Consider the following 23,893-nt stretch of genomic DNA (forward strand, 5'->3'; position numbering starts at 1 on the left):
ACCGGTATATTCCGATCATGTTGGCGCAAGATTATCAGAAGTGTGATGTGGCGCTTATATCCAAATGGAATGGATTATGACAAATGCAACTATTTTGTCTGTTTATTGTTCAATCTGGTGATGAATAAAGCGATTGAACTGAAATTGCAGGGAATTGATCATGTGTGACGACCAGCGAACTGCACCATTTTCGGGCAGGGTCTGAGGCATCCAGACGGAATAGGCGAAGAGCGCCATGCACAAGACGCGCTCCAGCTGGTTGCCTTTTTGCGGGGCCAGAATCGGAAAACGGAAACGCCAGCGGCAGGGCCAGAGCAGCGGAACGCCGGCGGGGGTTAACATATCGGCCAGAATATGGCTTAGGTAGCCGAGCACCATCCCCTGAATCGCGTCGGCGGGAACAATCCAGCTTTCAGGGATCTTAAGATAGAAAAAGGTCAGCAGAATAAAGACTGCCAGCAGGCTGTGGGTGAACCCGCGATGACCGAAGGCTCTGGCGATGGGTTTGGCGATCCATTTCAGGCGCTGGCCGAGAAACGACTTGGGATGATCAATATCTGGCAGTAAACAGGTGAGGACCGCAGAAGGAACAATATGCCACCAGTCGCCCTGTGCCAGAACAGGGGTAAGCTCAGCGTTTTTAGCAAACACTGCGCAGGCAATAGAAAAAAGGAGGTGGCCTTCCGCCGTCATGATAAAACCCACGAAACTGTCAATTCATACAGTATAGGGTTTTTGTACAGTAGGCGGAAGAGGTTACGGTGTAACTCTTTGTCACAAACTGGCGCTAGCGCGCCAGCCAGCCCCCATCGACGGCGAGCGTATAGCCATTGATATAGTCAGAGGCTTTTGAGGCAAGGAAAACCACCGGGCCTTGCAGGTCTTCAGGATTTCCCCAGCGCGCAGCAGGAATACGATCCAGAATCTCTTTACTGCGCTTGTCGTCGTCACGCAACTCTTGAGTATTGTTGGTCGCCATGTACCCCGGCGCAATCGCATTGACATTGATCCCGTGCGCGGCCCACTCGTTTGCCAGCAGGCGCGTAACCCCTAATATACCGCTTTTTGAAGCGGTATAAGACGGGACGCGGATCCCGCCCTGGAAGGAGAGCATCGAGGCGATATTCACAATTTTGCCGCCTTCGCCCTGAGCAATAAACTGACGCGCAACCGCCTGAGAGAGGAAAAAGACCGATTTCAGGTTCAGATTCATCACGTCATCCCAGTTTTTTTCGCTGAATGACAGCGCATCTTCCCGGCGGATGGTTCCGGCATTGTTGACCAGAATATCGACACGGCCCATTTCGGCGACCGCTTTTGTCACAATCGTTTCAATCGCGTCCTGCTGGCTTAGATCGGCCTGAATCGCCATAAAGCGGCGGCCCAGGGCTTTGACTTTTTCTGCGGTCTCTTCGGGGATTTTACGGTTCACCCCCACGATGTCACATCCCGCCTGCGCCAGTCCCAGCGTCATTCCCTGGCCTAAACCGGTATCGCAGCCAGTGACGATGGCCACTTTTCCCGCCAGATTAAAGGCATCCAGTATCATATCAACCTCAGAGTGTAGGGTTATTGTCGTTCTGAAGATAAGAATAGGAGCCGCTGGCAGGAATTACAAATAAAAATGAAATGATGTTTCAAAAATATTATGGTGGTCATGTTTTCGGGCAACAGGGCGTTGCCCGAACCTAAGGGATTACCCGCGCAGATGCTCTGCGGTCAAATCGGCAAGGGTGGCCAGTTTGACGTCCGCCAGTGCAAAGCGTGGATCGTGCTGGCCTTCTTCGGCAGGGACCACGATGGAGCGCATACGGGCTGCTTTCGAGGCAATCATGCCGTTAACGGAATCTTCCAGCGCCACGCACGCGAGTGTGTCGACGCCCAGTTTTGCAGCGCAGTCCATATAAACCTGCGGATGGGGCTTGCTGTACGGCAGTTTTTCCGCCGAGGCCAGCGCGTCGAAGCTGTCGCGCAGGTCGAACATCTCCAGCACTTTTTCCAGCATGTGCAGCGGTGATGCGGACGCCAGGCCCACTTTCAGCCCCTGAGCTTTACATAATGCGACAGCTTCGCGCGCGCCCGGCAGCAGGGGGCGGCTCTCTTCAACGAGGGCAATGGCGCGGGTGATAATGCGGTCGGTGACGTCCTGACGGCTTGGGCCATTCCACGGCTGGTGGGCAAACCACAGTTCAACAACCATATCAATGCGCAGCCCCAGCGTATCCGGCAGCTCGTTACGGCGGCTAATATCCACGCCAATGCTGGCCATAACATCCAGTTCAGCACGATCCCAGAGCGGTTCGGAATCGATTAACAATCCATCCATATCGAAAATGGCAGCAACAATCTGGCGCGGGGTCGTCATAACGCTATCTCCATTCATACGTTTTCAGCATAAAGTCACTCTAAAGTTAAGCAGCAATTTAGCATAATTGGCCTTAAAGAACGGGCGAAATTCGTAAGCAGAAGGTAAACTTAGGCTCTAAGTGAGCGTCTTACTGAAGGGGAACTGATGACGTATCAACAAGCTGGACGCATCGCGGTGCTAAAACGTATTGCCGGATGGGTAATTTTTATTCCGGCGGTGATTTCCACGCTAATCTCCGTGCTGAAATTCATGTATGAGCACAGCGAAAAGCAGGCAGGTATCAATGCGGTTATGCTTGATTTTGCTCATGTTATGATTGAGATGATGCGCTTTAACACGCCATTTCTTAACTTCTTCTGGTACAACTCGCCGACGCCCAATTTTCACCAAAGCCTGAACATCGCGTTCTGGATAATCTTTGCGCTGATCTTTATCGCGCTCGCCCTGCAGGCCTCCGGCGCGCGAATGAGCCGTCAGACGCGTTTTCTGCGTGAAGGGGTGGAAGATCAGCTGATACTGGAACAGGCGAAGGGCACTGAAGGGCTGACCCGCGAGCAGATTGAATCGCGAATCGTGGTTCCGCATCACACCATTTTGCTGCAGATTTTCCCGCTGTACGTACTGCCGGTGATTATCATCGTCTGCGGTTACTTCTTCTTCTCGTTACTCGGTTTTCTGTAACGCGCTGCGGGTGGCCTTGGCCACCCGTATACGCTGCTACGCCGCTAAAACACGCTCCAGCGCTCGTTGCGCATTCACCAGATGTTCACCGCCAAACAGAATTGCACGGTTCAGCAGGGTATAGAGCTGATAAAGAGGCTGTCTTTCGAGGAAGCCTGACGGCAGGGGCGAAACGGACTGATAGCCGTCGTAGATTTGCGGAGGCTGTTCCGGATGCAGCGGCAGCATAGCCAGATCGCATTCGCGGTCGCCCCAGTAGCAGGCAGGATCAAAGATATAAGGCCCGTTCGGCCCCAGCGCACAGTTTTCTGACCACAGATCGCCATGCAACAGCGACGGTTGCGGCTGGTGAGAAGCCAGGCGCTGCTGGACATGCTCCACAATCGCATCAATATTGCCAAACTCTAGCCCTTTCTCCGCCGCAAGCTCCAGCTGCCAACCGATACGCTGCTCGGCAAAGAAAGTGGACCAGCGACGCTGCCAGGCGTTGGGCTGAGGGGTCGTCGACAGGTCGTTGTCAAAATCGAGACCAAACTGTGGCTGATCGCTCCACTGATGCAGGCGGGCAATCTGTTGACCTAATAAAAAGGCGTTGTGCGCGTCCAGCGGACGGGCAGGGAGATAATCCATCACCAGAAAGCTGTAATCGCGATCGCTGCCCAGCGCCCAGACCTGAGGCACGGAGACGGTTTTGCTGCGCGACAGTAATTCCAGCTGATCGGCTTCGGCGGTGAAGATGGGAAGCAATTCCCGTTCATCACATTTCACGAAGAAATCGCGTCCCGCGAAGCGCAGATGCCATGCAGCGTGGATCTCACCGCCTGGCAGCTCGTTACGCTGCTCGATCTCCCCGTCGCCCAGTTGCTCGTTTAAAAGATGACTGATAGCCTGCCACATGATGATTCTCCCATGTTGTCCGCCAGATCATAAAGTTAGCGCATAAACGCTGTTCAATAATACGAGCTAACGCACACCTGAGCCGTCAGGATCACTTTAGGGCATTTATTGTTCTCTTTTTTGCCACTCTTCCCAGGTTTTCACGTCAATGTCTGCTTGTTTACCGATCGCACTCTCAATCAGACCACTTGCCAGCGCTTTCACTTCATCAACGCTGAGGGGACTGATCAGCCCGAATGTATTCGTGCCCAGATCGTGGACGTTGCCTTCGTCATCCGTCAGCGTCAGCAGGAAGCCGCCACGCGTCAGGTGGTTATTGATCTCGTTGAGTTCGGTCAGCGAGTCTTCATGAAATTTGATGGTCACGACGTAGCGGGTGATGTCACCACTGCTCATATTTCACCTCTTTGTTATCTTGAAAGTTTTCTTAGCATAGCCGATCGCGCCAGTTTGGCGACTTAATGCGCTTCCCTCCGTTATGGAGGGAAGCCATTTTTAGCTCTGGGAGAGGTAATTCACGATTTTTTGCGTGTCTTCGAGGGAGCACAGGCGCGTGCCGTGATTAATGGTGGCCGCGCTACCCGCCGCGACGCCGTAGCGCGTCATCTCCAGCAGCGATGCGCCTTGCGCCAGTTTTAAGGTCATCGCACCGACCATACTGTCACCGGCACCCACGGTGCTCTGGCTTTTCATCGGCGGTGGAACGACCTGCACCGAACCGGTTTCATCGACGGCGAGGGCACCCTGCGGCCCCAATGAGACCACCACGCGATGCGCTTTCCCGCTGCGCACCAGCTCCTGGGCGGCGGAGCGAACATCATCGGGCTGCGTTAACGGGCGCTTGACCAGCGCGCTCAACTCTTTTTGGTTCGGTTTGATCAGTTCCAGACCGCCGGATTCCAGAGCGGCAGTCAGCGCATCGCCCGAACTGTCGACGATGCAGCGCAAGCCTTTGTCTTTCGCCGCGCGAATCAGCTGGGTCAGTTTTTCACATTGCACGCCAGGGGGCAGGCTGCCGCTAATCACCAGCAGGGCACCGCTTTCAATGGCGAGCACTTTCTGTTCCAGCTGACGGAATTCATCGTCATCGAGCATGGCGCCGGGCATGACGAAACGGTACTGCTCGCCGCTGGATTCGACGTGGACATGCAGGTTCTGGCGCGTCCAGTCTTTTGCGTCGACGGTATCGACGGCCACCTGTTCATCCGCCAGCAGCGCCACCAGATGTTCACCGGTAGCACCGCCCGCCGGGAAGATCGCTGTGGCTTGACCACCAAGATGGGTAATGGCGCGCGCCACATTAATACCCCCGCCGCCAGGCTCGAAGACGGGGGTGCTACAGCGGAGTTTACCTTCAGGATAAATCTGCGGCGTGAGGGTGGCGCTGTCGAGGGAAGGGGAGAGCGTCAGTGTATAAATCTTGACCATTGTGACCTCCTTTTAGCATTGGCTCAGGTAAGCATGGCACAAAAGGCGAGAAGGGAAAGTAAATAACAGTATGATTTTAAATATAAATGTTTAGACGTTATGTGCGTTTTTAATATGAATTAATTAACGATTTGAGATCGTTCTTATTCAAAAAATGAAATAAGAAATCATTGCTATGTTATATGAGCCTTTTTATAATTTGTTACCTTTCTATGGATGCCTTGTCATTGATCCTCAAGAAAGTTTCCGAGACCGTGATGGTCTCTTTTTTTGTTGTACGGACTCCTTTATAAATGAAGCTCTTGAAGACAGTACCTGCCGCATTGATGCTGGCGGGTGGCGTGTTTGCCTCGATGTACGCAGCCGCTGACGATACCGTTTTTACTGTCATGGATGACCCATCCACTGCGCAGAAACCGTTTGAAGGTAACCTTAACGCTGGCTATCTGGCGCAATCAGGTAACACTAAAAGCTCCTCCCTGACCGCAGACACCACGATGACCTGGTACGGCAATACCACCGCCTGGTCCCTGTGGGGTAACGCCAGTAACACCTCATCTAATGACGAGCGCTCCTCTGAGAAATATGCAGTGGGTGGCCGTAGCCGTTACAACATGACGGATTATGACTATCTTTTCGGCCAGGCAAGCTGGTTAACTGACCGCTACAATGGCTATCGCCAGCGTGACGTCTTCACTGCGGGTTATGGTCGTCAGTTCCTGAATGGCCCGGTCCACAGCTTCCGTTTTGAATTCGGTCCGGGTGTACGTTACGACGAGTACACTGACGGCGATACCAAAACGCAGCCGCTGGGTTATGCATCCGGCACCTATGCCTGGCAGTTCACCGATAACGCCAAATTTACCCAGGGCGTCTCCGTGTTTGGTGCTGATGATACGACACTGAACTCTGAAACCGCGCTGAACGTGGCGATCAACGAACACTTTGGTTTAAAAGTGGCGTACAACGTGACCTGGAACTCGGAGCCACCGGCTTCCGCACCAGAACATACCGATCGCAGAACGACCGTTTCTTTAGGCTATAAAATGTAATATTCGCGGGCCGATATATTATCGGCCCGTATTTTTATTTTAACAAAGCGTGCTATTAAATATTGAACAGCGTTTTAAATTAATACCTCAGCGTTATTCTCCATAATTTCTTCATAATTCCCCTCAGCGATATACATTCAATTTATTTGACACGATTTGATAAATAAATTGACTAGGCAAAAGTGTGATCCAGATCTACACTGTGGATACAGGCATTAATTGCCTCACGTTGTACTGCATTAATTCAGATATAGAGAAGAATCATTATGAATAAAATCAAAAATGCTGCAGCAGCAATGGTGCTCTCCGCACTGTCATTTGGTGTATTTGCTGCTGATTCAGTAACCCAACCTGCCAGTGACACCACCAACCAAATCGGTATCACCCGCGCTTCTGATGTTGAAGCGGGTTCTAACATCGCGCCGGGCTCTCAGTCTACCGGTCAGTCAATGAATGACGCCTTTGATGTGCACAAACTGGTTGCGGGTGAGTGGTCTTAATATTATTGGATCACGCCAGCAGTGAAAAAACCGGATGAAGATGTACCGGTTTTTCGCATTATGCGAACCTGAAAATTATTTTATGTCGGAAACAGCGCTTACAGGCGAATGGACAATATTGCTGTCATATTAATAAATGCCGCACCACTGCATGTTACTCACTACACGTCACTAACGTGAATTAATACCCCAGCACGCTACACGCCCCAGATCATTGCTGCCCAGCGTAATAAAAGCATCGCACCGCAGATGGCGATTAATACCACCACCATTTTCCAGTGTTTTTGTGCAAAGCGTTTTGTTGGCATAACCCGTTCCCTCGTCAGTTGATAACGTGAGTCTATCAAAAGCTGTTATGCAGTGTCAGCCTTGGGGGTCAAAACCAGTGAAACTTATCAGCCAGGATCATGACCAGCGCCGCTGCTGAAACAATATTCAGTACCACTACAGTTCTACTGGAAACATTCATGTAACGCCCCTTACGTTGTCAGGACCAGTTCAAGATTAGCTCAGCAAAATGGGATTGCGAGCGCTACCCCCTAAAACTCATACAAATGTATGAGAGACATCAATCTGGTCGCAGAGGGTGCATTCACCCTTTTTTTAGTGTTACCATCAGGGTGCAGAACGTAAATCAGCCTTTGTCTGATTCGTCACTGTTCCAGACTGCGAGCCAATTTGACGATTGTTGGTTAGATGGTTTCGCAATCTATTGATAAAATACGATTATTTTCTTTGTATATGCTCTTATGTGTGGGGCATCACTGCAAATAAGGATATAAAATGCCTGTAATTACTCTTCCTGATGGCAGCCAACGCCATTACGACCACGCCGTTAGCCCGATGGATGTTGCCCTGGACATTGGTCCTGGACTCGCAAAAGCGACCATCGCTGGCCGTGTTAATGGTGAACTGGTTGATGCCTCCGATCTGATTGAAAACGACGCTCAGCTCTCCATCATTACCGCGAAGAACGATGAAGGTCTTGAGATCATTCGTCACTCTTGTGCGCACCTGTTAGGCCATGCCATCAAACAGCTCTGGCCAAACACCAAAATGGCGATCGGCCCGGTGATCGACAACGGCTTCTATTATGACGTTGACCTTGACCACACCCTGACCCAGGAAGATATCGACGCGCTCGAAAAACGTATGCACGAGCTCGCCGAGACTAACTACGATGTCATCAAGAAAAAAGTCAGCTGGCACGAAGCGCGTGAAACCTTCGTGAAGCGTGGCGAGAACTATAAAGTTTCTATTCTTGATGAGAACATCGCGCATGATGACAAGCCTGGCTTGTATCATCACGAAGAATACGTCGACATGTGCCGTGGACCGCACGTGCCGAACATGCGTTTCTGTCATCACTTCAAACTGATGAAAACCGCTGGCGCTTACTGGCGCGGCGACAGCAACAACAAAATGTTGCAGCGTATTTATGGTACCGCGTGGGCAGATAAGAAAGCCCTGAGCGCCTACCTGCAGCGTCTGGAAGAGGCCGCAAAACGCGACCACCGTAAAATCGGTAAGCAGCTCGACCTGTATCATATGCAGGAAGAAGCGCCGGGTATGGTCTTCTGGCATAACGACGGCTGGACTATCTTCCGTGAACTGGAAACTTTCGTGCGCTCCAAGCTGAAAGAGTACCAGTATCAGGAAGTGAAAGGCCCGTTCATGATGGACCGTGTACTGTGGGAAAAAACAGGCCACTGGGACAACTACAAAGATGCGATGTTCACCACCTCTTCTGAGAACCGTGAATACTGCATCAAGCCAATGAACTGCCCGGGCCACGTTCAGATCTTCAACCAGGGTCTGAAATCCTACCGCGATCTGCCGCTGCGTATGGCGGAGTTCGGTAGCTGCCATCGTAATGAGCCATCAGGCGCACTGCATGGACTGATGCGTGTTCGTGGCTTTACTCAGGATGATGCGCATATTTTCTGTACCGAAGATCAGGTGCGTGATGAAGTCAACGCCTGTATTCGTATGGTCTACGATATGTATAGCACCTTTGGCTTCGAGAAAATCGTCGTCAAGCTCTCAACTCGTCCGGAAAAACGTATCGGTAGCGACGAGACCTGGGATCGTGCAGAGGCGGATCTGGCAGTTGCGCTGGAAGAGAACAATATCCCGTTTGAGTATCAGGTGGGTGAAGGCGCATTCTACGGTCCGAAAATTGAATTTACACTGTATGACTGCCTCGATCGCGCATGGCAGTGCGGAACAGTCCAGCTGGACTTCTCCTTGCCGCAGCGTTTAAGCGCCTCCTATGTGGGCGAAGACAACGAGCGTCAGGTGCCGGTAATGATTCACCGTGCAATTCTTGGGTCTATCGAACGCTTTATCGGCATTCTGACTGAAGAGTTTGCAGGCTTCTTCCCAACCTGGCTCGCGCCGGTGCAGGTCGTGGTCATGAATATCACCGATTCTCAGGCCGATTACGTTAAAGAATTGACGCAGAAACTGCAAAATGCGGGCATTCGCGTAAAAGCGGACTTGAGAAATGAGAAGATTGGCTTTAAAATCCGCGAGCACACTTTACGTCGGGTACCTTACATGTTGGTCTGTGGTGATAAAGAGGTGGAAGCAGGCAAAGTTGCCGTTCGCACCCGCCGTGGTAAAGACCTGGGTAGCCTGGACGTAAGTGAAGTGATTGAGAAGCTGCGACAAGAGATTCGCAGCCGCAGTCTTCAACAACTGGAGGAATAAGGTATTAAAGGCGGAAAACGAGTTCAAACGGCGCGCCCGAATCGTATCAACAGCGAAATTCGCGCGCAAGAAGTTCGCTTAACAGGTCTGGAAGGCGAGCAGCTTGGTATTGTGAGTCTGAGAGAAGCTCTGGAAAAAGCTGAAGAATCCGGAGTAGACTTGGTCGAAATCAGCCCTAACGCCGAGCCGCCAGTTTGTCGTATCATGGATTACGGCAAATTCCTCTATGAAAAGAGCAAGTCTTCTAAGGAACAGAAGAAAAAGCAAAAAGTTATTCAGGTTAAGGAAATCAAATTCCGACCTGGCACCGACGATGGCGATTACCAGGTAAAACTCCGCAGCCTGGTACGCTTTCTGGAAGAGGGTGATAAAGCTAAGATCACGCTGCGTTTCCGCGGTCGTGAGATGGCTCACCAGCAGATCGGTATGGAAGTGCTTAATCGCGTCCGTGACGATCTGAGTGAACTGGCAGTGGTCGAATCCTTCCCATCGAAGATCGAAGGCCGCCAGATGATCATGGTGCTCGCTCCTAAGAAGAAACAGTAAGGCCTTCAAGTAGCAATTCCTGTGGAGCCTACGGGCTTCGCAGGTTTTGTTCGCCTATGTTTCGTTTATTAACAATGCGAAGTGGAAGTTATTAAAATGCCAAAAATTAAGACCGTACGCGGTGCTGCTAAGCGCTTCAAAAAAACCGGTAAAGGTGGTTTTAAGCACAAGCACGCTAACCTGCGTCACATTCTGACTAAAAAAGCTACCAAGCGTAAACGTCACCTGCGTCCTAAAGCCATGGTTTCCAAAGGCGATCTGGGCCTGGTAATCGCGTGCCTGCCGTACGCATAAGTCGTAAACGTTTATTAACCTTTTTTAACTTAGAATAGATACAGGAGAGCACATATGGCTCGCGTAAAACGTGGTGTAGTTGCCCGTGCACGTCACAAGAAAATTTTGAAACAAGCTAAAGGCTACTACGGTGCGCGTTCTCGCGTATACCGCGTTGCCTTCCAGGCTGTTATCAAAGCTGGTCAGTATGCTTACCGTGACCGTCGTCAACGTAAGCGTCAGTTCCGTCAACTGTGGATTGCGCGTATCAACGCAGCAGCACGTCAGAACGGTATTTCTTACAGCAAATTCATCAACGGCCTGAAAAAAGCCTCTGTTGAAATCGACCGTAAGATCCTGGCTGACATCGCAGTATTCGACAAATTAGCGTTCACCGCTCTGGTCGAAAAAGCGAAAGCAGCACTGGCATAAGCCAGTTGAGAGAGGGGGCTTTGCTCCCTCTTTCATTTCCACCCCCTTCGGGATGAATGAACACATAAGGTAACGCAAGCATGAATGCTGCTATTTTCCGCTTCTTCTTTTACTTTAGCACCTGAATTCAGGGGGCTTGCGCGTGAAAGATGAAACGAAAAACAGCGCCAGAAAGCCTCCTGATGGAGGCTTTTTTTGTTTCTACCGCTTATGAATATCGCCACATAACGAGGAAAACCATGTCACATCTCGCAGAGCTGGTTGCCAGTGCAACGGCAGCCATTAATCAGGCCTCAGATGTTGCCGCATTAGACAATGTCCGCGTCGAATATCTGGGCAAGAAAGGGCATCTGACCCTGCAAATGACCACCCTGCGTGAATTGCCGCCAGAAGAGCGCCCGGCAGCGGGTGCGGTGATTAACGAAGCCAAAGAGCAGGTTCAACAGGCACTGAATGCGCGCAAATACGATTTAGAAAGCGCCGCGCTGAATGCCCGTCTGGCCGAAGAGACCATTGACGTCTCCCTGCCGGGTCGTCGCATTGAGAATGGTGGTCTGCACCCGGTCACGCGCACCATCGACCGCATTGAAAGTTTCTTCGGTGAGCTCGGCTTTACCGTGGCGACTGGCCCGGAAATCGAAGATGACTACCATAACTTCGATGCCCTGAACATTCCTGGCCATCATCCGGCACGTGCTGACCACGACACTTTCTGGTTTGATGCCACCCGTCTGCTGCGCACCCAGACCTCTGGCGTGCAGATCCGCACGATGAAAGAGCAAGAGCCGCCGATCCGCATCATCGCGCCGGGCCGCGTCTATCGTAACGATTACGACCAGACGCACACCCCGATGTTCCATCAGATGGAAGGCTTGATCGTTGATAAGAACATCAGCTTTACCAACCTGAAAGGCACGCTGCACGACTTCCTGCGTAACTTCTTTGAAGAAGATCTGCAGATTCGTTTCCGTCCGTCCTACTTCCCGTTCACCGAACCTTCTGCGGAAGTGGACGTGATGGGGAAAAACGGCAAATGGCTCGAAGTGCTTGGCTGCGGCATGGTGCATCCAAACGTCCTGCGTAACGTGGGTATCGATCCGGAAGTCTATTCCGGCTTCGCCTTCGGTATGGGCATGGAGCGTCTGACTATGCTGCGTTACGGCGTGACCGATTTGCGCGCATTCTTCGAAAACGATCTGCGTTTCCTCAAACAGTTTAAATAAGGGCAGGACAGAACAATGAAATTCAGTGAACTGTGGTTACGCGAATGGGTGAACACCACGCTCGACAGCGAAGCGCTCTCTAACCAAATCACCATGGCTGGCCTTGAAGTGGACGGCGTTGAGCCGGTTTCCGGCGCATTCAACGGCGTGGTTGTCGGTGAAGTGGTCGAGTGCGGCCAGCACCCTAACGCCGACAAACTGCGCGTGACAAAAGTGAACGTTGGCGGCGAGCGTCTGTTGGATATCGTCTGCGGCGCACCAAACTGCCGACAAGGTCTGAAAGTGGCTGTCGCCACTGTCGGCGCGGTTCTGCCGGGCGATTTCAAAATTAAAGCAGCCAAACTGCGCGGCGAGCCGTCAGAAGGCATGCTGTGCTCGTTTTCCGAGCTGGGTATTTCCGACGATCACAACGGTATTATCGAACTGCCCGTTGATGCCCCGATTGGCACTGACATCCGCGAATACCTGAAGCTGGATGACAACACCATCGAAATCAGCGTGACGCCAAACCGTGCCGATTGCTTAGGGATTATCGGCGTGGCGCGCGACGTTGCGGTGTTGAACCAGACCGAACTGAACGTGCCGGACATCGCACCCGTTGCGGCAACCATCACCGACACGCTGCCGATTCAGGTCGAAGCTGCTGACGCCTGCCCGCGCTACCTTGGCCGTGTGGTTAAAGGCATCAACGTCAAAGCGCCAACCCCGCTGTGGATGAAAGAAAAACTGCGTCGCTGCGGAATTCGTTCTATCGATGCGGTGGTTGACGTGACTAACTACGTTCTGCTTGAACTCGGCCAGCCGATGCACGCATTCGATAAAGATCGTATCGAAGGCGGGATCGTCGTGCGTATGGCGAAAGAGGGTGAAACGCTGGTTCTGCTGGACGGCAGCGAAGCCAAACTGAATGCCGATACGCTGGTCATTGCCGACCACACCAAAGCGCTGGCCATGGGCGGCATCTTCGGTGGCGAGCACTCTGGCGTTAACGACGATACGCAAAATGTTCTGCTGGAGTGTGCATTCTTCAGCCCGCTGTCCATTACCGGCCGCGCGCGTCGCCACGGTCTGCATACGGACGCCTCTCACCGCTACGAGCGCGGTGTTGATCCGGCACTGCAGTACAAAGCGATGGAACGTGCCACTCGCCTGCTGATCGATATCTGCGGCGGTGAAGCGGGTCCAGTGATTGATGTGACCAATGAGTCTGCGCTGCCTCAGCGTGCGACTATCACGCTGCGTCGTAGCAAGCTGGATCGTCTGATTGGCCATCACATTGCGGATGCGCAGGTGAGTGATATCCTGCGCCGTCTGGGCTGTGAGGTTACCGAAGGCCAGGACCAGTGGCAGGCCGTTGCACCAAGCTGGCGTTTCGATATGGAAATCGAAGAAGACCTGGTGGAAGAAGTGGCTCGTATTTACGGCTACAACAACATCCCTGACGAGCCTGTACAGGCCGGCCTGATGATGGGCACCCATCGCGAAGCCAACCTGTCCCTGAAGCGTGTGAAAACCATGCTGAATGACAAAGGCTATCAGGAAGTGATCACCTACAGCTTCGTGGATCCGAAACTGCAGCAGCTGATCCACCCAGGTCAGGAAGCCCTGATTCTGCCAAGCCCGATCTCCAGCGAAATGTCCGCGATGCGCCTCTCTCTGTGGACCGGTCTGCTTGGCACCATCGTGTATAACCAGAACCGTCAGCAGAGCCGCGTACGTATCTTCGAAACCGGTCTGCGCTTTGTGCCTGATACCCAGGCAAATCTCGGTATCCGTCAGGATCTGATGCTGGCTGGCGCTATCTGCGGCAACCGCTATGAAGAGCACTGGGATCTGACCAAAAACAGCGTTGATTACTACGATGTGAAAGGCGATCTGGAGTCAGTTCTCGAACTGACCGGTAAACTTTCTGAAATTGAGTTCCGCGCAGAAGCCATTCCAGCCCTGCATCCGGGCCAGAGCGCTGCCATTTATTTACACGGTGAACGCGTTGGTTTCGTTGGTGTTGTTCATCCTGAGCTGGAACGCAAACTGGACTTGAATGGCCGCACCATGGTGTTTGAGCTGGAGTGGAACAAGGTCGCAGACCGCGTGGTTCCTCAGGCTCAGGACGTTTCGCGCTTCCCGGCGAACCGCCGCGATATCGCCGTTGTGGTCGCTGAAAATGTGCCCGCAGCAGATATTTTGGCCGAATGTAAGAAAGTTGGCGTAAATCAGGTAGTTGGCGTAAACTTATTTGACGTGTACCGCGGCAAGGGCGTAGCAGAAGGTTCTAAGAGCCTCGCTATTAGCCTTATCCTTCAGGATACCAGCCGTACACTCGAAGAAGAGGAGATTGCCGCTACCGTTGCCAGATGTGTAGAGGCATTAAAAGAGCGATTCCAGGCATCATTGAGGGATTGAACCTATGGCGCTTACAAAAGCTGAAATGTCAGAATATCTGTTTGATAAGCTTGGGCTTAGCAAACGGGATGCCAAAGAGCTGGTAGAGCTATTTTTCGAAGAGATCCGTCGTGCTCTGGAAAATGGTGAGCAGGTAAAACTCTCCGGTTTTGGCAATTTTGATTTGCGAGACAAAAACCAACGTCCGGGTCGTAACCCGAAGACGGGGGAAGATATTCCCATTACAGCCCGCCGCGTGGTGACCTTCAGACCCGGCCAGAAGTTAAAAAGCCGTGTCGAAAACGCAACGCCCAAAGCAGAGTAATATGAACTAACCCAAAAAGGCCGCAATCGCGGCCTTTTTTCTTTGCGCGAAGGCATACCCACCGTAAAATCAATACCATCACTCACACGAAAACCGAACCCATGCTCGATTTTGCCCGTCAACAACACCGTTCCGATCTGCGCTGGCTGCTGGCACTGATGACAATTCTGCTCGCCATTTTTGCCGTGAGTCTGTGCGCCGGAGAGCAGTGGATCGGGCCAGAACACTGGTTGAGCGATCAGGGCAAACTGTTTGTCTGGCAAATTCGCCTGCCGCGTACGGTAGCCGTCGTGCTGGTTGGTGCGGCGCTGGCGCTGTGTGGCACCATCATGCAGGCCTTATTTGAAAACCCACTGGCGGAACCGGGGCTGCTCGGCGTCTCCAATGGCGCAGGCGTCGGCCTTATCGCCGCTACGATGCTGGGCAGTGGAAGTCTTTCTGGCTGGGGCGTGAGCCTTAGCGCCATCGCCGGTGCGCTGCTTATCACCGTGATTTTACTGCGCTTCGCCAGACGGCATTTATCGACCAGCCGTCTCCTGCTGGCCGGCGTCGCGCTGGGGATTATCTGCAGCGCCTTAATGACCTGGGCGGTCTATTTCTCCACCTCATTCGATCTGCGCCAGCTGATGTACTGGATGATGGGCGGTTTTGGCGGCGTGGACTGGCGACAGGGCTGGCTGATGGCGCTGCTGTTTCCGGCGATACTGTGGGCCGCTTTCCAGGCGAAACCGCTAAACATGCTGGCGCTGGGTGAGATCTCTGCCCGCCAGCTGGGCCTGTCGATCGGCCTGTGGCGCAATGTGCTGGTGGTCGCTATCGGCTGGATGGTTGGTGTCAGCGTCGCGCTGGCCGGGGCCATAGGTTTTATTGGCCTGGTGATTCCCCATATGCTGCGCCTCGGTGGGATTACCGATCATCGTACTTTACTGCCCGCCGCCGCCATCGCAGGCGCGGCAACGCTGCTGATTGCCGATATTATTGCCCGCCTGGCCATGAGTGCCGCCGAGCTGCCGATCGGGGTCGTGACCGCAACACTGGGCGCGCCCGTATTTATCTGGCTACTATTAAAGGCCGGACGTTAGATCCGCCCAACCGTAAGACAATCTAAGGGGACGCTATGCAGTACGATATTTTGAATACCGAAGTCACGACCATTGATGGCGAAAACACGACGCTTGAAAGTTACAAAGGTAAGGTTCTGCTGGTGGTCAACGTCGCCTCGAAATGTGGTCTGACGCCGCAGTACGAACAGCTGGAGAACATCCAGAAAGCCTGGGAAAAAGACGGATTTGTGGTCCTCGGATTCCCCTGCAACCAGTTCCTGGGTCAGGAGCCGGGCAGCGAAGACGAGATCAAAACCTTTTGCAGCACCACTTATGGCGTAACGTTCCCGCTGTTCAGCAAAATCGACGTCAACGGCGAAAACCGCCATCCGCTGTATGAAAAACTGGTCGCCGCAGCGCCTGCTGCCGTCGCGCCGGAAGGCAGCGGTTTCTACGAGCGGATGGCGAGCAAAGGGCGCGCTCCGCTCTATCCAGACGATATTTTGTGGAACTTCGAAAAATTCCTGATTGGCCGCGATGGTCAGGTGGTGCAGCGCTTTGCACCAGATATGACGCCGGAAGATCCGATCGTCATGGAGTCCATTAAACTGGCGCTAGCGAAGTAATGACTCAGCTGATGCAGCTCGCGGGCGTCGCGGAGAAGGGAAGACTGGAACCGGTCAGCGCGGAAATCCACGCGGGTGAGATCGTGCACCTCGTGGGGCCAAACGGTGCCGGGAAAAGCACATTGCTCGCGCGGATGGCCGGGTTGACGTCAGGCGAGGGCGATATCATTTTACACGGGCATTCTCTTCATGAATGGTCGCCTGTGTCGCTGGCGCACCGGCGAAGTTATCTGGTGCAACAGCAAACGCCGCCCTTCGCCATGCCTGTCTGGCACTATCTCGCGCTGCATCAGCATGATAAATCCTCGTCATCACTTATGGATGACCTCACCGGAGCGCTTGGGCTGACTGATAAGCTTACGCGCAACGTCAACCAGCTTTCCGGCGGGGAGTGGCAGCGCGTGCGGCTTGCAGCGGTGATCCTGCAAATCCATCCGGCGGGAAACCCGCACGGTAGTCTGCTGCTGCTGGATGAGCCGATGAGCAGTCTGGACGTCGCCCAGCAGGCGGCGCTGGATAAGCAGCTCAGCCTGCTGTCTGGCAAGGGCATTGCCGTGGTGATGAGCAGCCATGACCTGAACCATACGCTGCGTCACGCCCATCGCGTTTGGCTTTTGGCGCGCGGAAAACTGCTCGCCAGCGGCCCGCGTGACACCGTGCTTACACCGCCCAATCTGGCGACAGCATACGGGATGCCTTTCCGTCGGCTGGACATCGAAGGGCACAGAATGTTGATTTCTACCGTCCAGGAATAAGCGTTTCTTGCAAGGTTGTGTAATCACAGGCTAAATTACGGAGAGGACAAAAAAAGCAGAGGATTCGTCTGGAAATGCGATTCTGGTTTCTGATCGTGGGCATGTTATTACTTGCAGGATGCAGTAGCCATCGTGCGCCACCCCCTAATCCACGGTTATCGGATTCAATAACCGTGATAGCCAACCTGAACGATCAGTTGCAAAACTGGCGCGGGACACCCTATCGCTATGGCGGCATGAGCCGGGGCGGGGTGGATTGCTCTGGCTTTGTGCTGATGACATTCCGCGATAAATTCGATCTGCAACTCCCGCGCGATACACGCACGCAGGCTAAAATTGGCACTGAAATAGACAAAGACGATCTGCTTCCCGGTGACCTGGTATTCTTTAAAACGGGGTCGGGAGAAACTGGCTTACATGTTGGCATTTATGATACCGACAACCAGTTTATTCACGCCTCGACCAGTCGCGGTGTGATGAGGTCTTCCTTAGATAATGTTTACTGGCGGAAAAACTTCTGGCAGGCGCGCCGTATATAGCCGCACTCTCTTCTTTCTTAAGCGCGATTTTGGTTAAGTCGCGCTGTTTTCTGACTCATTGCTGTTTTGATACATTACGTAACATTAATTAATTCTGTAAGTCCCTGAATTCGTGAATACTGGATATTATTTGATATCCAGGATAAGATTATTTTTAGATTGAGGGAAAAATCTTAAAATATAAAAGGAAAGAATGAAATTAACTCTATTAAAATCAATAAAGTTGAATTGTTTTAGCCGTTGCTCCAGGATGCAAGATATCGTCGTTAACGCGGGGCAGGCTCTATGATTGTCACCCTGAATAATCCTTATCAATCTGAACTGTTATTACTCCCGGCGCGCAATATCGCAGGGGAGCTACAGGGTTTAGAGATCCTGGCTAACTTTGTTAGCGTGGGGTCTGACGTCCGCATCCCCACTGAGCTGGTGAAGCCTCATCTCACTGCAGAAGACGAGTTAACGCTGTTTAAAGAGAAACTCGACCTGCTGGATTCCTGCAAACTTTTTTTTGTGCAGCATCAGCTTATTGCATGGATAAATATTACGCCGGTCATTAGTGAGTATCTTTTAACGGACCGAAATGCCGGGGCAATATTAGATCGTTATCCTTTTCTTGAGTTCACGGTTAATGAGAATTATCCCGGTTTAAATAACGGCAAAGATGATCTTATGCTGGCAAGAATGGCGATCCATTTCCCGATGGTGCTGGCCGACTACGGCGCCGGTGCCGCGTCGAATAAAGCCATTTTTGACGGGCTGTTTACCCGTGTTGCGCTGGATAAAGGGTTTATCCAGCAGCGTGTCGCGGAGTTTTCCTTCGAGCCATTTATGCGCGCGATCCTTGCACAGATCTCGCCGTACTGCCTGTCGGTGATGATCGCGGGAGTGGATGATGAAGAGGTTCTGCGACGGGTGATGCCTTTCCGTTTTAGTGCCATGCAGGGGAATTTGTGGTCTGCAGTCCCCGCGAGTCAGGTCACCACGCTCGTTCAACGATAACCCTGCCATTCGCCCGTGTTTAAGCACGGGTAAACCCTCTACACTAGAGGCAGGAGGACTTATGACCCTGTCTTTTACTGCTCACTGGCACGATGAACTGCCAGATTTCTACACCGCACTTAATCCAACGCCGCTGACCAACGCCCGGCTCATCTGGCATAACGACAGCCTTGCCAGCGAGTTAGGCATTCCGCCATCGCTATTCCAGCCCGCGACCGGCGCTGGCGTCTGGGGCGGCGAAGCGCTGCTTCCAGGCATGCAGCCTTTGGCACAGGTCTACAGCGGTCATCAGTTTGGCGTCTGGGCCGGTCAGCTCGGCGACGGTCGCGGCATTCTGCTGGGTGAACAGCAGCTTGCGAACGGCCAGACCGTCGACTGGCACCTGAAAGGGGCCGGACTCACGCCATATTCCCGCATGGGCGACGGACGCGCGGTGTTGCGCTCGACGATCCGCGAAAGTCTCGCCTCAGAAGCGATGCATGCGCTTGGTATTCCTACCACGCGCGCCTTATCCATCGTGACCAGCGATACGCAGATTGCCCGCGAAACCTACGAGCCGGGCGCGATGCTGATGCGTATCGCGCAAAGCCACGTCCGCTTCGGCCATTTCGAGCACTTCTACTATCGCCGCGAGCCGGAAAAAGTCCGCCAGATGGCAGATTTTGTCATTCGTCATCACTGGCCGCAGTGGCAGGATGACGCGGACAAATACATCCTCTGGTTCCGTGATGTCGTGGCGCGCACCGCGTCGCTGATGGCCTGCTGGCAAACCGTCGGCTTTGCCCACGGCGTGATGAACACCGATAACATGTCGATCCTGGGCCTGACCATGGATTACGGCCCGTACGGTTTCCTTGATGACTATCAGCCAGATTTTATCTGCAATCACTCAGACCATCAGGGGCGCTACAGCTTTGAAAACCAGCCTGCGGTGGGCCTGTGGAATCTACAGCGCCTCGCCCAGTCTCTGTCGCCGTTTATTGATGTGGAAGCCCTGAACAATGCGCTGGATCTCTATCAGGAGGTTCTGATGCAAGAATACGGCAAGCTGATGCGCCGCAAGCTGGGGCTGACGACGCAGGAGAAGGGCGATAACGATATTCTGAATGCGCTGTTTGCGCTGATGGCCCGAGAGGGTAGCGACTACACCCGTACTTTCCGCATGCTGAGCCAGACGGAACAGCAGAGTGCAGCCTCGCCGCTGCGAGATGAGTTTATCGACAGAGCGGCTTTTGACGGTTGGTTTAGCACCTACCGTGAGCGCTTGCAGCGCGAGGAAATTCAGGACGACGCCCGTCAGGCGCAGATGAAAGCCGTTAATCCGGCGATGGTTCTGCGCAACTGGCTGGCGCAGCGGGCGATTGAACAGGCAGAGCAGGGGGACTACGCAGAGCTGCACCGTCTGCACGATGCCCTACGCACGCCGTATGCGGATCGCAGCGATGATTATGTCAGCCGCCCACCGGACTGGGGCAAGCGGCTGGAAGTGAGCTGTTCAAGCTAAGGCGCGAGAAACACCTGTGGGGCCGCATTCACCGGATGCTGGCCCACGTGCACCTGCGCCCCGTACCAGCGCGCCAGATCCCCGGCGCGCAACACGCTTTCCGGCGACCCCTGCGACACAATCTCTCCTTCGTGCAATAACACAATCCGGTCGGCCCACAGGGCGGCCAGATTGAGATCGTGCAGCACCACGCAGACGTGCAGATCGCCCTGTGCGGTTAAGGATTTCATCAGGCGCAGCAAATGCTGCTGGTAATAAAGGTCCAGCGCCGAGGTCGGTTCATCGAGAAACAGCCAGCCGCGCGGCGCGCCGTCGCACCATAACTGCGCCAGGGCGCGGGCGAGTTGCACCCGCTGCTGCTCACCGCCCGACAGGGAGGCGTAACGCCTTCCCGCCAGCGGCAGACAGCCGGTTATCTGCATCACCTGATGGATCACTGCGCCTTCCGGCTGCGGCGTCCAGGGCGCACGTCCCATGCCGATGACCGCTTCAACCGGCCAGTCGAAGCCCAGCTGGGTCTGCTGGCGCATCACCGCGCGATGGCGGGACAGCGTCTGCGTACTCCAGGCCGCCAGCGGTCTCCCGTTCAGCACGCACTCTCCCGACGCGGGTTTCAGAAAGCCGGTCAGCAGACGCAGCAGCGTCGATTTCCCTGCGCCATTAGGGCCGATCAGCACCACCAGTTCACCCGGCTCCAGGGAGAGCGACACCTCACGAATCACGGTCTTGTCTGCTGTACGGTAAGTCAACGCCCGCGCGCTAAATTGTTCAGCCATGCTGTCCTCCGCGACGGAATATGAGCCACAGGAACCAGGGAGCGCCAAGGAGACTGGTCAGCAGGCCGACCGGCATCTCCGCAGGGGCGACGGCCGTCCGGGCGAGAGTGTCGGCGATCAGCAGTAAAAATGCGCCCGCCAGCACCGAACCGGGGATCACCGCGCGATGATCCGATCCCAGCCACATACGCATCAGATGCGGAACCACCAGACCGATAAAGCCGATTACGCCGCTGACGGCGACCGCAGAGGCGACCAGCAACGCGCTGCACAGCAGCAAAATACGCTGCACCGCGCGCACGTCCACCCCCAGGTAGTGCGCCTCTTCGTCGCCCAACTGCAGCAAATTCAGCGCACCCGCTAACTGCCAGATAATCAGCACCGTCGGGATCATCAGTGAGGTGACAGCCAGCAGCGTCGACCACTGTGCCGACCCCAGACTGCCCATCCCCCACAGGGACAACTGGCGGAGCTGCGCATCATTGCTGACCCACGACAACACGCCAACCGCCGCACCGCACAGGGCGTTGATGGCAATGCCTACCAGCAGCAGCCGCGACAGGGAGCTGTCACGCTGCTGGCTGAGCAGAAAAATGACCAGTGTCGCCGCCAGCGCGCCGAGAAACGCCGCCAGCATCGGAGCGTAAAGCATCAGCAGCGCCGGCAGCGTCACGGGCAATACCACCCACAGCGCCACAGCGCAGGCTGCACCGCTGCTGATACCCAGCAGACCGGGGTCGGCGAGCGGGTTACGAAACAGCCCCTGCATCACACAGCCTGCCAGCGCCAGCGATCCGCCAATCACCAGCGCCAGCAGCACGCGGGGGAGGCGAATGGTGAACCAGATCTGGCGCAGCGCGTCATCGGTGCCGTTCCACAGCAGGGTGACCGGCAGGCGCAACGCGCCAAAACCGGTCGCCACCAGCGTCATCAGCGCCAGCGTCAACGCCAGCCCCCACAGGGAGAGGATGATCCGGCGAGGCATCAGGGGAGTTGCTCCGCTTTGTCGCGCAGCTGCTGAATCGCCTGCGGCGTGCGCACGCTAAACCCGAGCAGCGCCATATCGTCAATCTGCAATACCTGCTTATTTTTACCCGCCGGGGTTTGTGCCAGACCTGGCAGCTTCCAGAGATTGTCTTCGCCACCCATCGCGCTCACGCCATCCTGCGAAATCACCACCAGATCCGGCTGGCTGGCAATCACACCCTCCTGCGAAAGCGGCTGATAGCGCGCAAAACCCTGCATCGCATTCTGCAAACCGGCGGCGCGGATCGCCGCATCCGCGCCGGTCTGCTGGCCCGCCGCCATGGCGGTCATCCCGCCGTGGTTGAGAATGAACAGCACCCGTTTATTGAGCGATGAGGACGGCAGCGCCGCCAGTGCCTGACGCAGGTTTTTACGCAGAGCATCACCCTGCTCAATGCGATGGGTCGCTTCAGCAATCACTCGCACCTTTTCGTCGATGACGCTGAGATCGTTACTGCCCGGCACGGTGACGACCCGGACATTGCTCTGCTCGACCTGTTTGAGCGCCAGCGACGGCTGAGCCTGCGCACTTGCCAGCACCAGCGTCGGGCGCATCGCCAGAATCCCTTCGGCGTTCAACTGACGCAGATAGCCCACGTCCGGCAGCGCTGTGGCCGGTTGCGGCCACTGGCTGGTGCTGTCGCGGGCGACGAGCGATGACTCTGCGCCCAGGGCGTAGACAATCTCCGTCACGTCACCGCCCAGCGAGACAATTTTCTCCTGCGCTGCGGCAAAAGCCGTAAGCGGCAGCGCGACAATCAGGGCAAGCAGTTTTCTCATGCGGCCAGCCCTTTTGGCGCCAGCGCGTCGATCTGTGCGCGCCACTGAGTTTGTTCCGGCTGGCCTTCGGTGCGCTGGCCGTAAAGCTGGGCGATTTGCGTACCGTCTGCGGCAAACAGCTCCAGGCTGGTGACGTGCCCGTCGGCGGTCGGTTTACGCGTGACCCAGGTCTCGGCGATGGTCTCTTCCAGCAGATGCAGGGTGAAGGTAGGGTTAAAGATGTTCAGCCAGCCTTTCATCGGGACCAGTTTTTGCACGGCGCCGGTGAAGATCTGCACGCAGCCACGGTTACCGACAAAGACCATGATCTCGTTGCCGTCCTGACGCGCGGTTTCCAGCAACTGTCCCAGCGCGCTGTTATCCACTTTGCAGGCCAGATCGTCACCGACCAGGCGGAACGCTTGCTGACGGCTCAGGTTATGGCGCTTCAGCAGACTGAAGAACTGATGCACGTCGGTCATCGCCCGCCATTCGCTGTCCACCGTATTTCCGTCCACTTCAGCGGCGTGAGCCACTGCGTCGGCGGCTTTCAGCGCCAGCGGCGGGTTATCGGCAAAGATAAAGCGGGTCAAAACATCACCCCACGCAGAGACATCGGTGTTGTCGGTGGTGTAGACCTTCAGCAGCGCATCGCCCTGATGGTCAAAGAACTGAATGCTCTGGCGTTCGCCGCGCGCGGTGGCTTCGCTGATGTGGAACACGTAGGCCCACTGATTCAGGAACAGGCGCAGATCGAGCTCACCCGGGTTCAGCACCAGCCCGGCGTGGCCGCTGAGATGCTGATTGGTAAAGCTTCCGACCTGCTCATGTACCGCGTATTCGTTGCGGCAAATGCACTTGGTTTCGCCTACCGCTTCGAGCGCGCTGAGGATCTCACGCACTTCACCGTGCAGGCGCCAGGCGTCGTGGCCCACGCGTGCGGAGGTCAGTTCAGCTTCGCTGATGCCCATCATGGCGGCGATGTCGCGTGCGTATTTGCCAGGGTTTTGTTCTTTTAGCTCAATCCAGCGTGTGTAGTGATTCATT

General features: G+C 54.6%; 29 protein-coding genes and 1 other annotated feature. Of the genes, 17 read left to right on the forward strand and 12 right to left on the reverse strand.

From position 1 onward, the window contains the following. Nucleotides 1-102: 102 nt before the first annotated feature. The 3 genes from ETG88_RS01825 to hxpB form a co-directional block, all read right to left on the reverse strand. Nucleotides 103-693, reverse strand: a complete 591-nt coding sequence (locus ETG88_RS01825) for a metal-dependent hydrolase (RefSeq protein WP_100780488.1) — start codon at nucleotides 691-693, stop codon at nucleotides 103-105. Between the two features lie 94 nt (nucleotides 694-787). Next, nucleotides 788-1,549, reverse strand: a complete 762-nt coding sequence (kduD, locus tag ETG88_RS01830; protein ID WP_129034416.1) for a 2-dehydro-3-deoxy-D-gluconate 5-dehydrogenase KduD — start codon at nucleotides 1,547-1,549, stop codon at nucleotides 788-790. Between the two features lie 147 nt (nucleotides 1,550-1,696). Further along, entirely contained in the window at nucleotides 1,697-2,365 is a 669-nt protein-coding gene (gene hxpB / locus ETG88_RS01835; RefSeq protein WP_102103507.1) for a hexitol phosphatase HxpB, read from the reverse strand. Nucleotides 2,366-2,512: 147 nt separating this feature from the next. Here hxpB and ETG88_RS01840 point away from each other — a divergent pair, with 147 nt between their 5' ends. Further along, nucleotides 2,513-3,049: a YniB family protein gene (locus ETG88_RS01840; RefSeq protein WP_100780485.1), complete on the forward strand. Its 537-nt coding sequence runs from the start codon at nucleotides 2,513-2,515 to the stop codon at nucleotides 3,047-3,049. Between the two features lie 36 nt (nucleotides 3,050-3,085). Here ETG88_RS01840 and ETG88_RS01845 read toward each other — a convergent pair whose 3' ends face one another. From ETG88_RS01845 to pfkB, 3 genes are all read right to left on the reverse strand, one after another. Then, nucleotides 3,086-3,946, reverse strand: a complete 861-nt coding sequence (locus ETG88_RS01845; RefSeq protein WP_107703791.1) for a fructosamine kinase family protein — start codon at nucleotides 3,944-3,946, stop codon at nucleotides 3,086-3,088. A gap of 105 nt (nucleotides 3,947-4,051) precedes the next feature. Continuing rightward, nucleotides 4,052-4,342: a type V toxin-antitoxin system endoribonuclease antitoxin GhoS gene (gene ghoS / locus ETG88_RS01850; protein ID WP_100780483.1), complete on the reverse strand. Its 291-nt coding sequence runs from the start codon at nucleotides 4,340-4,342 to the stop codon at nucleotides 4,052-4,054. 99 nt (nucleotides 4,343-4,441) lie between these two features. After that, on the reverse strand, nucleotides 4,442-5,374 hold the full coding sequence (pfkB, locus tag ETG88_RS01855; RefSeq protein ID WP_129034417.1) for a 6-phosphofructokinase II: 933 nt from the start codon (nucleotides 5,372-5,374) through the stop codon (nucleotides 4,442-4,444). 293 nt (nucleotides 5,375-5,667) lie between these two features. On the opposite strand from pfkB, the gene ETG88_RS01860 reads away from it, so the two are divergent. Both ETG88_RS01860 and ETG88_RS01865 read left to right on the forward strand, forming a co-directional pair. After that, the gene (locus ETG88_RS01860) at nucleotides 5,668-6,426 is read left to right on the forward strand and encodes a DUF481 domain-containing protein (protein ID WP_100780481.1); all 759 of its coding nucleotides are present in this window, start codon (nucleotides 5,668-5,670) and stop codon (nucleotides 6,424-6,426) included. A gap of 266 nt (nucleotides 6,427-6,692) precedes the next feature. Further along, a complete protein-coding gene (locus tag ETG88_RS01865; protein ID WP_100780480.1) occupies nucleotides 6,693-6,926 on the forward strand; it encodes a YdgH/BhsA/McbA family protein in 234 nt (77 codons plus the stop codon). A 197-nt stretch (nucleotides 6,927-7,123) separates the two neighbouring features. Here the strand turns inward: ETG88_RS01865 and yniD are convergent, their stop codons facing one another. Both yniD and yncL read right to left on the reverse strand, forming a co-directional pair. Further along, nucleotides 7,124-7,234 carry a small membrane protein YniD gene (yniD, locus tag ETG88_RS01870; RefSeq protein ID WP_100780479.1) on the reverse strand — a complete coding sequence of 37 codons (111 nt, stop codon included), beginning with the start codon at nucleotides 7,232-7,234 and terminating at the stop codon, nucleotides 7,124-7,126. A 68-nt stretch (nucleotides 7,235-7,302) separates the two neighbouring features. Then, nucleotides 7,303-7,395 (reverse strand): stress response membrane protein YncL, encoded by a 93-nt coding sequence (gene yncL, locus ETG88_RS01875; protein ID WP_102103511.1) that lies wholly within the window; start codon nucleotides 7,393-7,395, stop codon nucleotides 7,303-7,305. Between the two features lie 314 nt (nucleotides 7,396-7,709). On the opposite strand from yncL, the gene thrS reads away from it, so the two are divergent. The 14 genes from thrS (at nucleotide 7,710) to selO (ending at nucleotide 20,285) form a co-directional block, all read left to right on the forward strand. After that, on the forward strand, nucleotides 7,710-9,638 hold the full coding sequence (gene thrS / locus ETG88_RS01880) for a threonine--tRNA ligase (protein WP_100780477.1): 1,929 nt from the start codon (nucleotides 7,710-7,712) through the stop codon (nucleotides 9,636-9,638). A gap of 3 nt (nucleotides 9,639-9,641) precedes the next feature. Continuing rightward, nucleotides 9,642-10,184: a translation initiation factor IF-3 gene (gene infC / locus ETG88_RS01885; protein WP_071818735.1), complete on the forward strand. Its 543-nt coding sequence runs from the start codon at nucleotides 9,642-9,644 to the stop codon at nucleotides 10,182-10,184. Between the two features lie 96 nt (nucleotides 10,185-10,280). After that, on the forward strand, nucleotides 10,281-10,478 hold the full coding sequence (gene rpmI / locus ETG88_RS01890) for a 50S ribosomal protein L35 (protein ID WP_001124225.1): 198 nt from the start codon (nucleotides 10,281-10,283) through the stop codon (nucleotides 10,476-10,478). Between the two features lie 54 nt (nucleotides 10,479-10,532). Then, nucleotides 10,533-10,889, forward strand: a complete 357-nt coding sequence (rplT, locus tag ETG88_RS01895; RefSeq protein WP_012017122.1) for a 50S ribosomal protein L20 — start codon at nucleotides 10,533-10,535, stop codon at nucleotides 10,887-10,889. Between the two features lie 75 nt (nucleotides 10,890-10,964). Then, nucleotides 10,965-11,088 (forward strand) — a sequence feature (Phe leader region). Next, nucleotides 10,970-11,014 carry a pheST operon leader peptide PheM gene (gene pheM / locus ETG88_RS01900; RefSeq protein WP_001386830.1) on the forward strand — a complete coding sequence of 15 codons (45 nt, stop codon included), beginning with the start codon at nucleotides 10,970-10,972 and terminating at the stop codon, nucleotides 11,012-11,014. (Overlaps the previous feature by 45 nt.) A 40-nt stretch (nucleotides 11,089-11,128) precedes the next feature. Continuing rightward, nucleotides 11,129-12,112: a phenylalanine--tRNA ligase subunit alpha gene (gene pheS, locus ETG88_RS01905; RefSeq protein WP_100780476.1), complete on the forward strand. Its 984-nt coding sequence runs from the start codon at nucleotides 11,129-11,131 to the stop codon at nucleotides 12,110-12,112. Nucleotides 12,113-12,127: 15 nt separating this feature from the next. After that, complete coding sequence (gene pheT / locus ETG88_RS01910) at nucleotides 12,128-14,515, forward strand: phenylalanine--tRNA ligase subunit beta (RefSeq protein WP_100780475.1); 2,388 nt, start codon at nucleotides 12,128-12,130, stop codon at nucleotides 14,513-14,515. A 4-nt stretch (nucleotides 14,516-14,519) separates the two neighbouring features. Then, nucleotides 14,520-14,819 carry an integration host factor subunit alpha gene (gene ihfA / locus ETG88_RS01915; protein WP_003857805.1) on the forward strand — a complete coding sequence of 100 codons (300 nt, stop codon included), beginning with the start codon at nucleotides 14,520-14,522 and terminating at the stop codon, nucleotides 14,817-14,819. Nucleotides 14,820-14,920: 101 nt separating this feature from the next. Then, a complete protein-coding gene (btuC, locus tag ETG88_RS01920) occupies nucleotides 14,921-15,901 on the forward strand; it encodes a vitamin B12 ABC transporter permease BtuC (protein ID WP_129034418.1) in 981 nt (326 codons plus the stop codon). Between the two features lie 35 nt (nucleotides 15,902-15,936). Beyond that, entirely contained in the window at nucleotides 15,937-16,488 is a 552-nt protein-coding gene (locus ETG88_RS01925; RefSeq protein WP_129034419.1) for a glutathione peroxidase, read from the forward strand. Then, a complete protein-coding gene (gene btuD, locus ETG88_RS01930) occupies nucleotides 16,488-17,243 on the forward strand; it encodes a vitamin B12 ABC transporter ATP-binding protein BtuD (protein ID WP_129034420.1) in 756 nt (251 codons plus the stop codon). Before ETG88_RS01925 ends, btuD begins: the two co-directional genes overlap by 1 nt. A gap of 74 nt (nucleotides 17,244-17,317) precedes the next feature. Beyond that, on the forward strand, nucleotides 17,318-17,782 hold the full coding sequence (locus tag ETG88_RS01935; RefSeq protein WP_129034421.1) for a C40 family peptidase: 465 nt from the start codon (nucleotides 17,318-17,320) through the stop codon (nucleotides 17,780-17,782). Nucleotides 17,783-18,067: 285 nt separating this feature from the next. Further along, the gene (locus ETG88_RS01940; protein ID WP_100780470.1) at nucleotides 18,068-18,781 is read left to right on the forward strand and encodes an EAL domain-containing protein; all 714 of its coding nucleotides are present in this window, start codon (nucleotides 18,068-18,070) and stop codon (nucleotides 18,779-18,781) included. Nucleotides 18,782-18,842: 61 nt separating this feature from the next. Further along, nucleotides 18,843-20,285, forward strand: coding sequence for a protein adenylyltransferase SelO (gene selO, locus ETG88_RS01945; RefSeq protein WP_129034422.1), 1,443 nt, complete (start codon nucleotides 18,843-18,845; stop codon nucleotides 20,283-20,285). Here selO and ETG88_RS01950 read toward each other — a convergent pair. From ETG88_RS01950 to ETG88_RS01965, 4 genes are read right to left on the reverse strand one after another with little or no spacing between them, the layout of a single operon-like run. After that, nucleotides 20,282-21,061, reverse strand: coding sequence for a heme ABC transporter ATP-binding protein (locus tag ETG88_RS01950; RefSeq protein ID WP_129034423.1), 780 nt, complete (start codon nucleotides 21,059-21,061; stop codon nucleotides 20,282-20,284). The genes selO and ETG88_RS01950 overlap by 4 nt on opposite strands. Next, nucleotides 21,054-22,046 (reverse strand): FecCD family ABC transporter permease, encoded by a 993-nt coding sequence (locus tag ETG88_RS01955; protein ID WP_129034424.1) that lies wholly within the window; start codon nucleotides 22,044-22,046, stop codon nucleotides 21,054-21,056. Before ETG88_RS01955 ends, ETG88_RS01950 begins: the two co-directional genes overlap by 8 nt. Then, a complete protein-coding gene (locus ETG88_RS01960) occupies nucleotides 22,046-22,867 on the reverse strand; it encodes a heme/hemin ABC transporter substrate-binding protein (protein WP_129034425.1) in 822 nt (273 codons plus the stop codon). Before ETG88_RS01960 ends, ETG88_RS01955 begins: the two co-directional genes overlap by 1 nt. Continuing rightward, nucleotides 22,864-23,892, reverse strand: coding sequence for a hemin-degrading factor (locus ETG88_RS01965; RefSeq protein WP_129034426.1), 1,029 nt, complete (start codon nucleotides 23,890-23,892; stop codon nucleotides 22,864-22,866). The genes ETG88_RS01960 and ETG88_RS01965 overlap by 4 nt, the downstream gene beginning before the upstream one ends. Between the last annotated feature and the right edge of the window lies 1 nt (nucleotide 23,893).

Origin of the sequence: Lelliottia nimipressuralis (assembly GCF_004115925.1) — a bacterium.
Classification (GTDB): domain Bacteria; phylum Pseudomonadota; class Gammaproteobacteria; order Enterobacterales; family Enterobacteriaceae; genus Enterobacter; species Enterobacter nimipressuralis.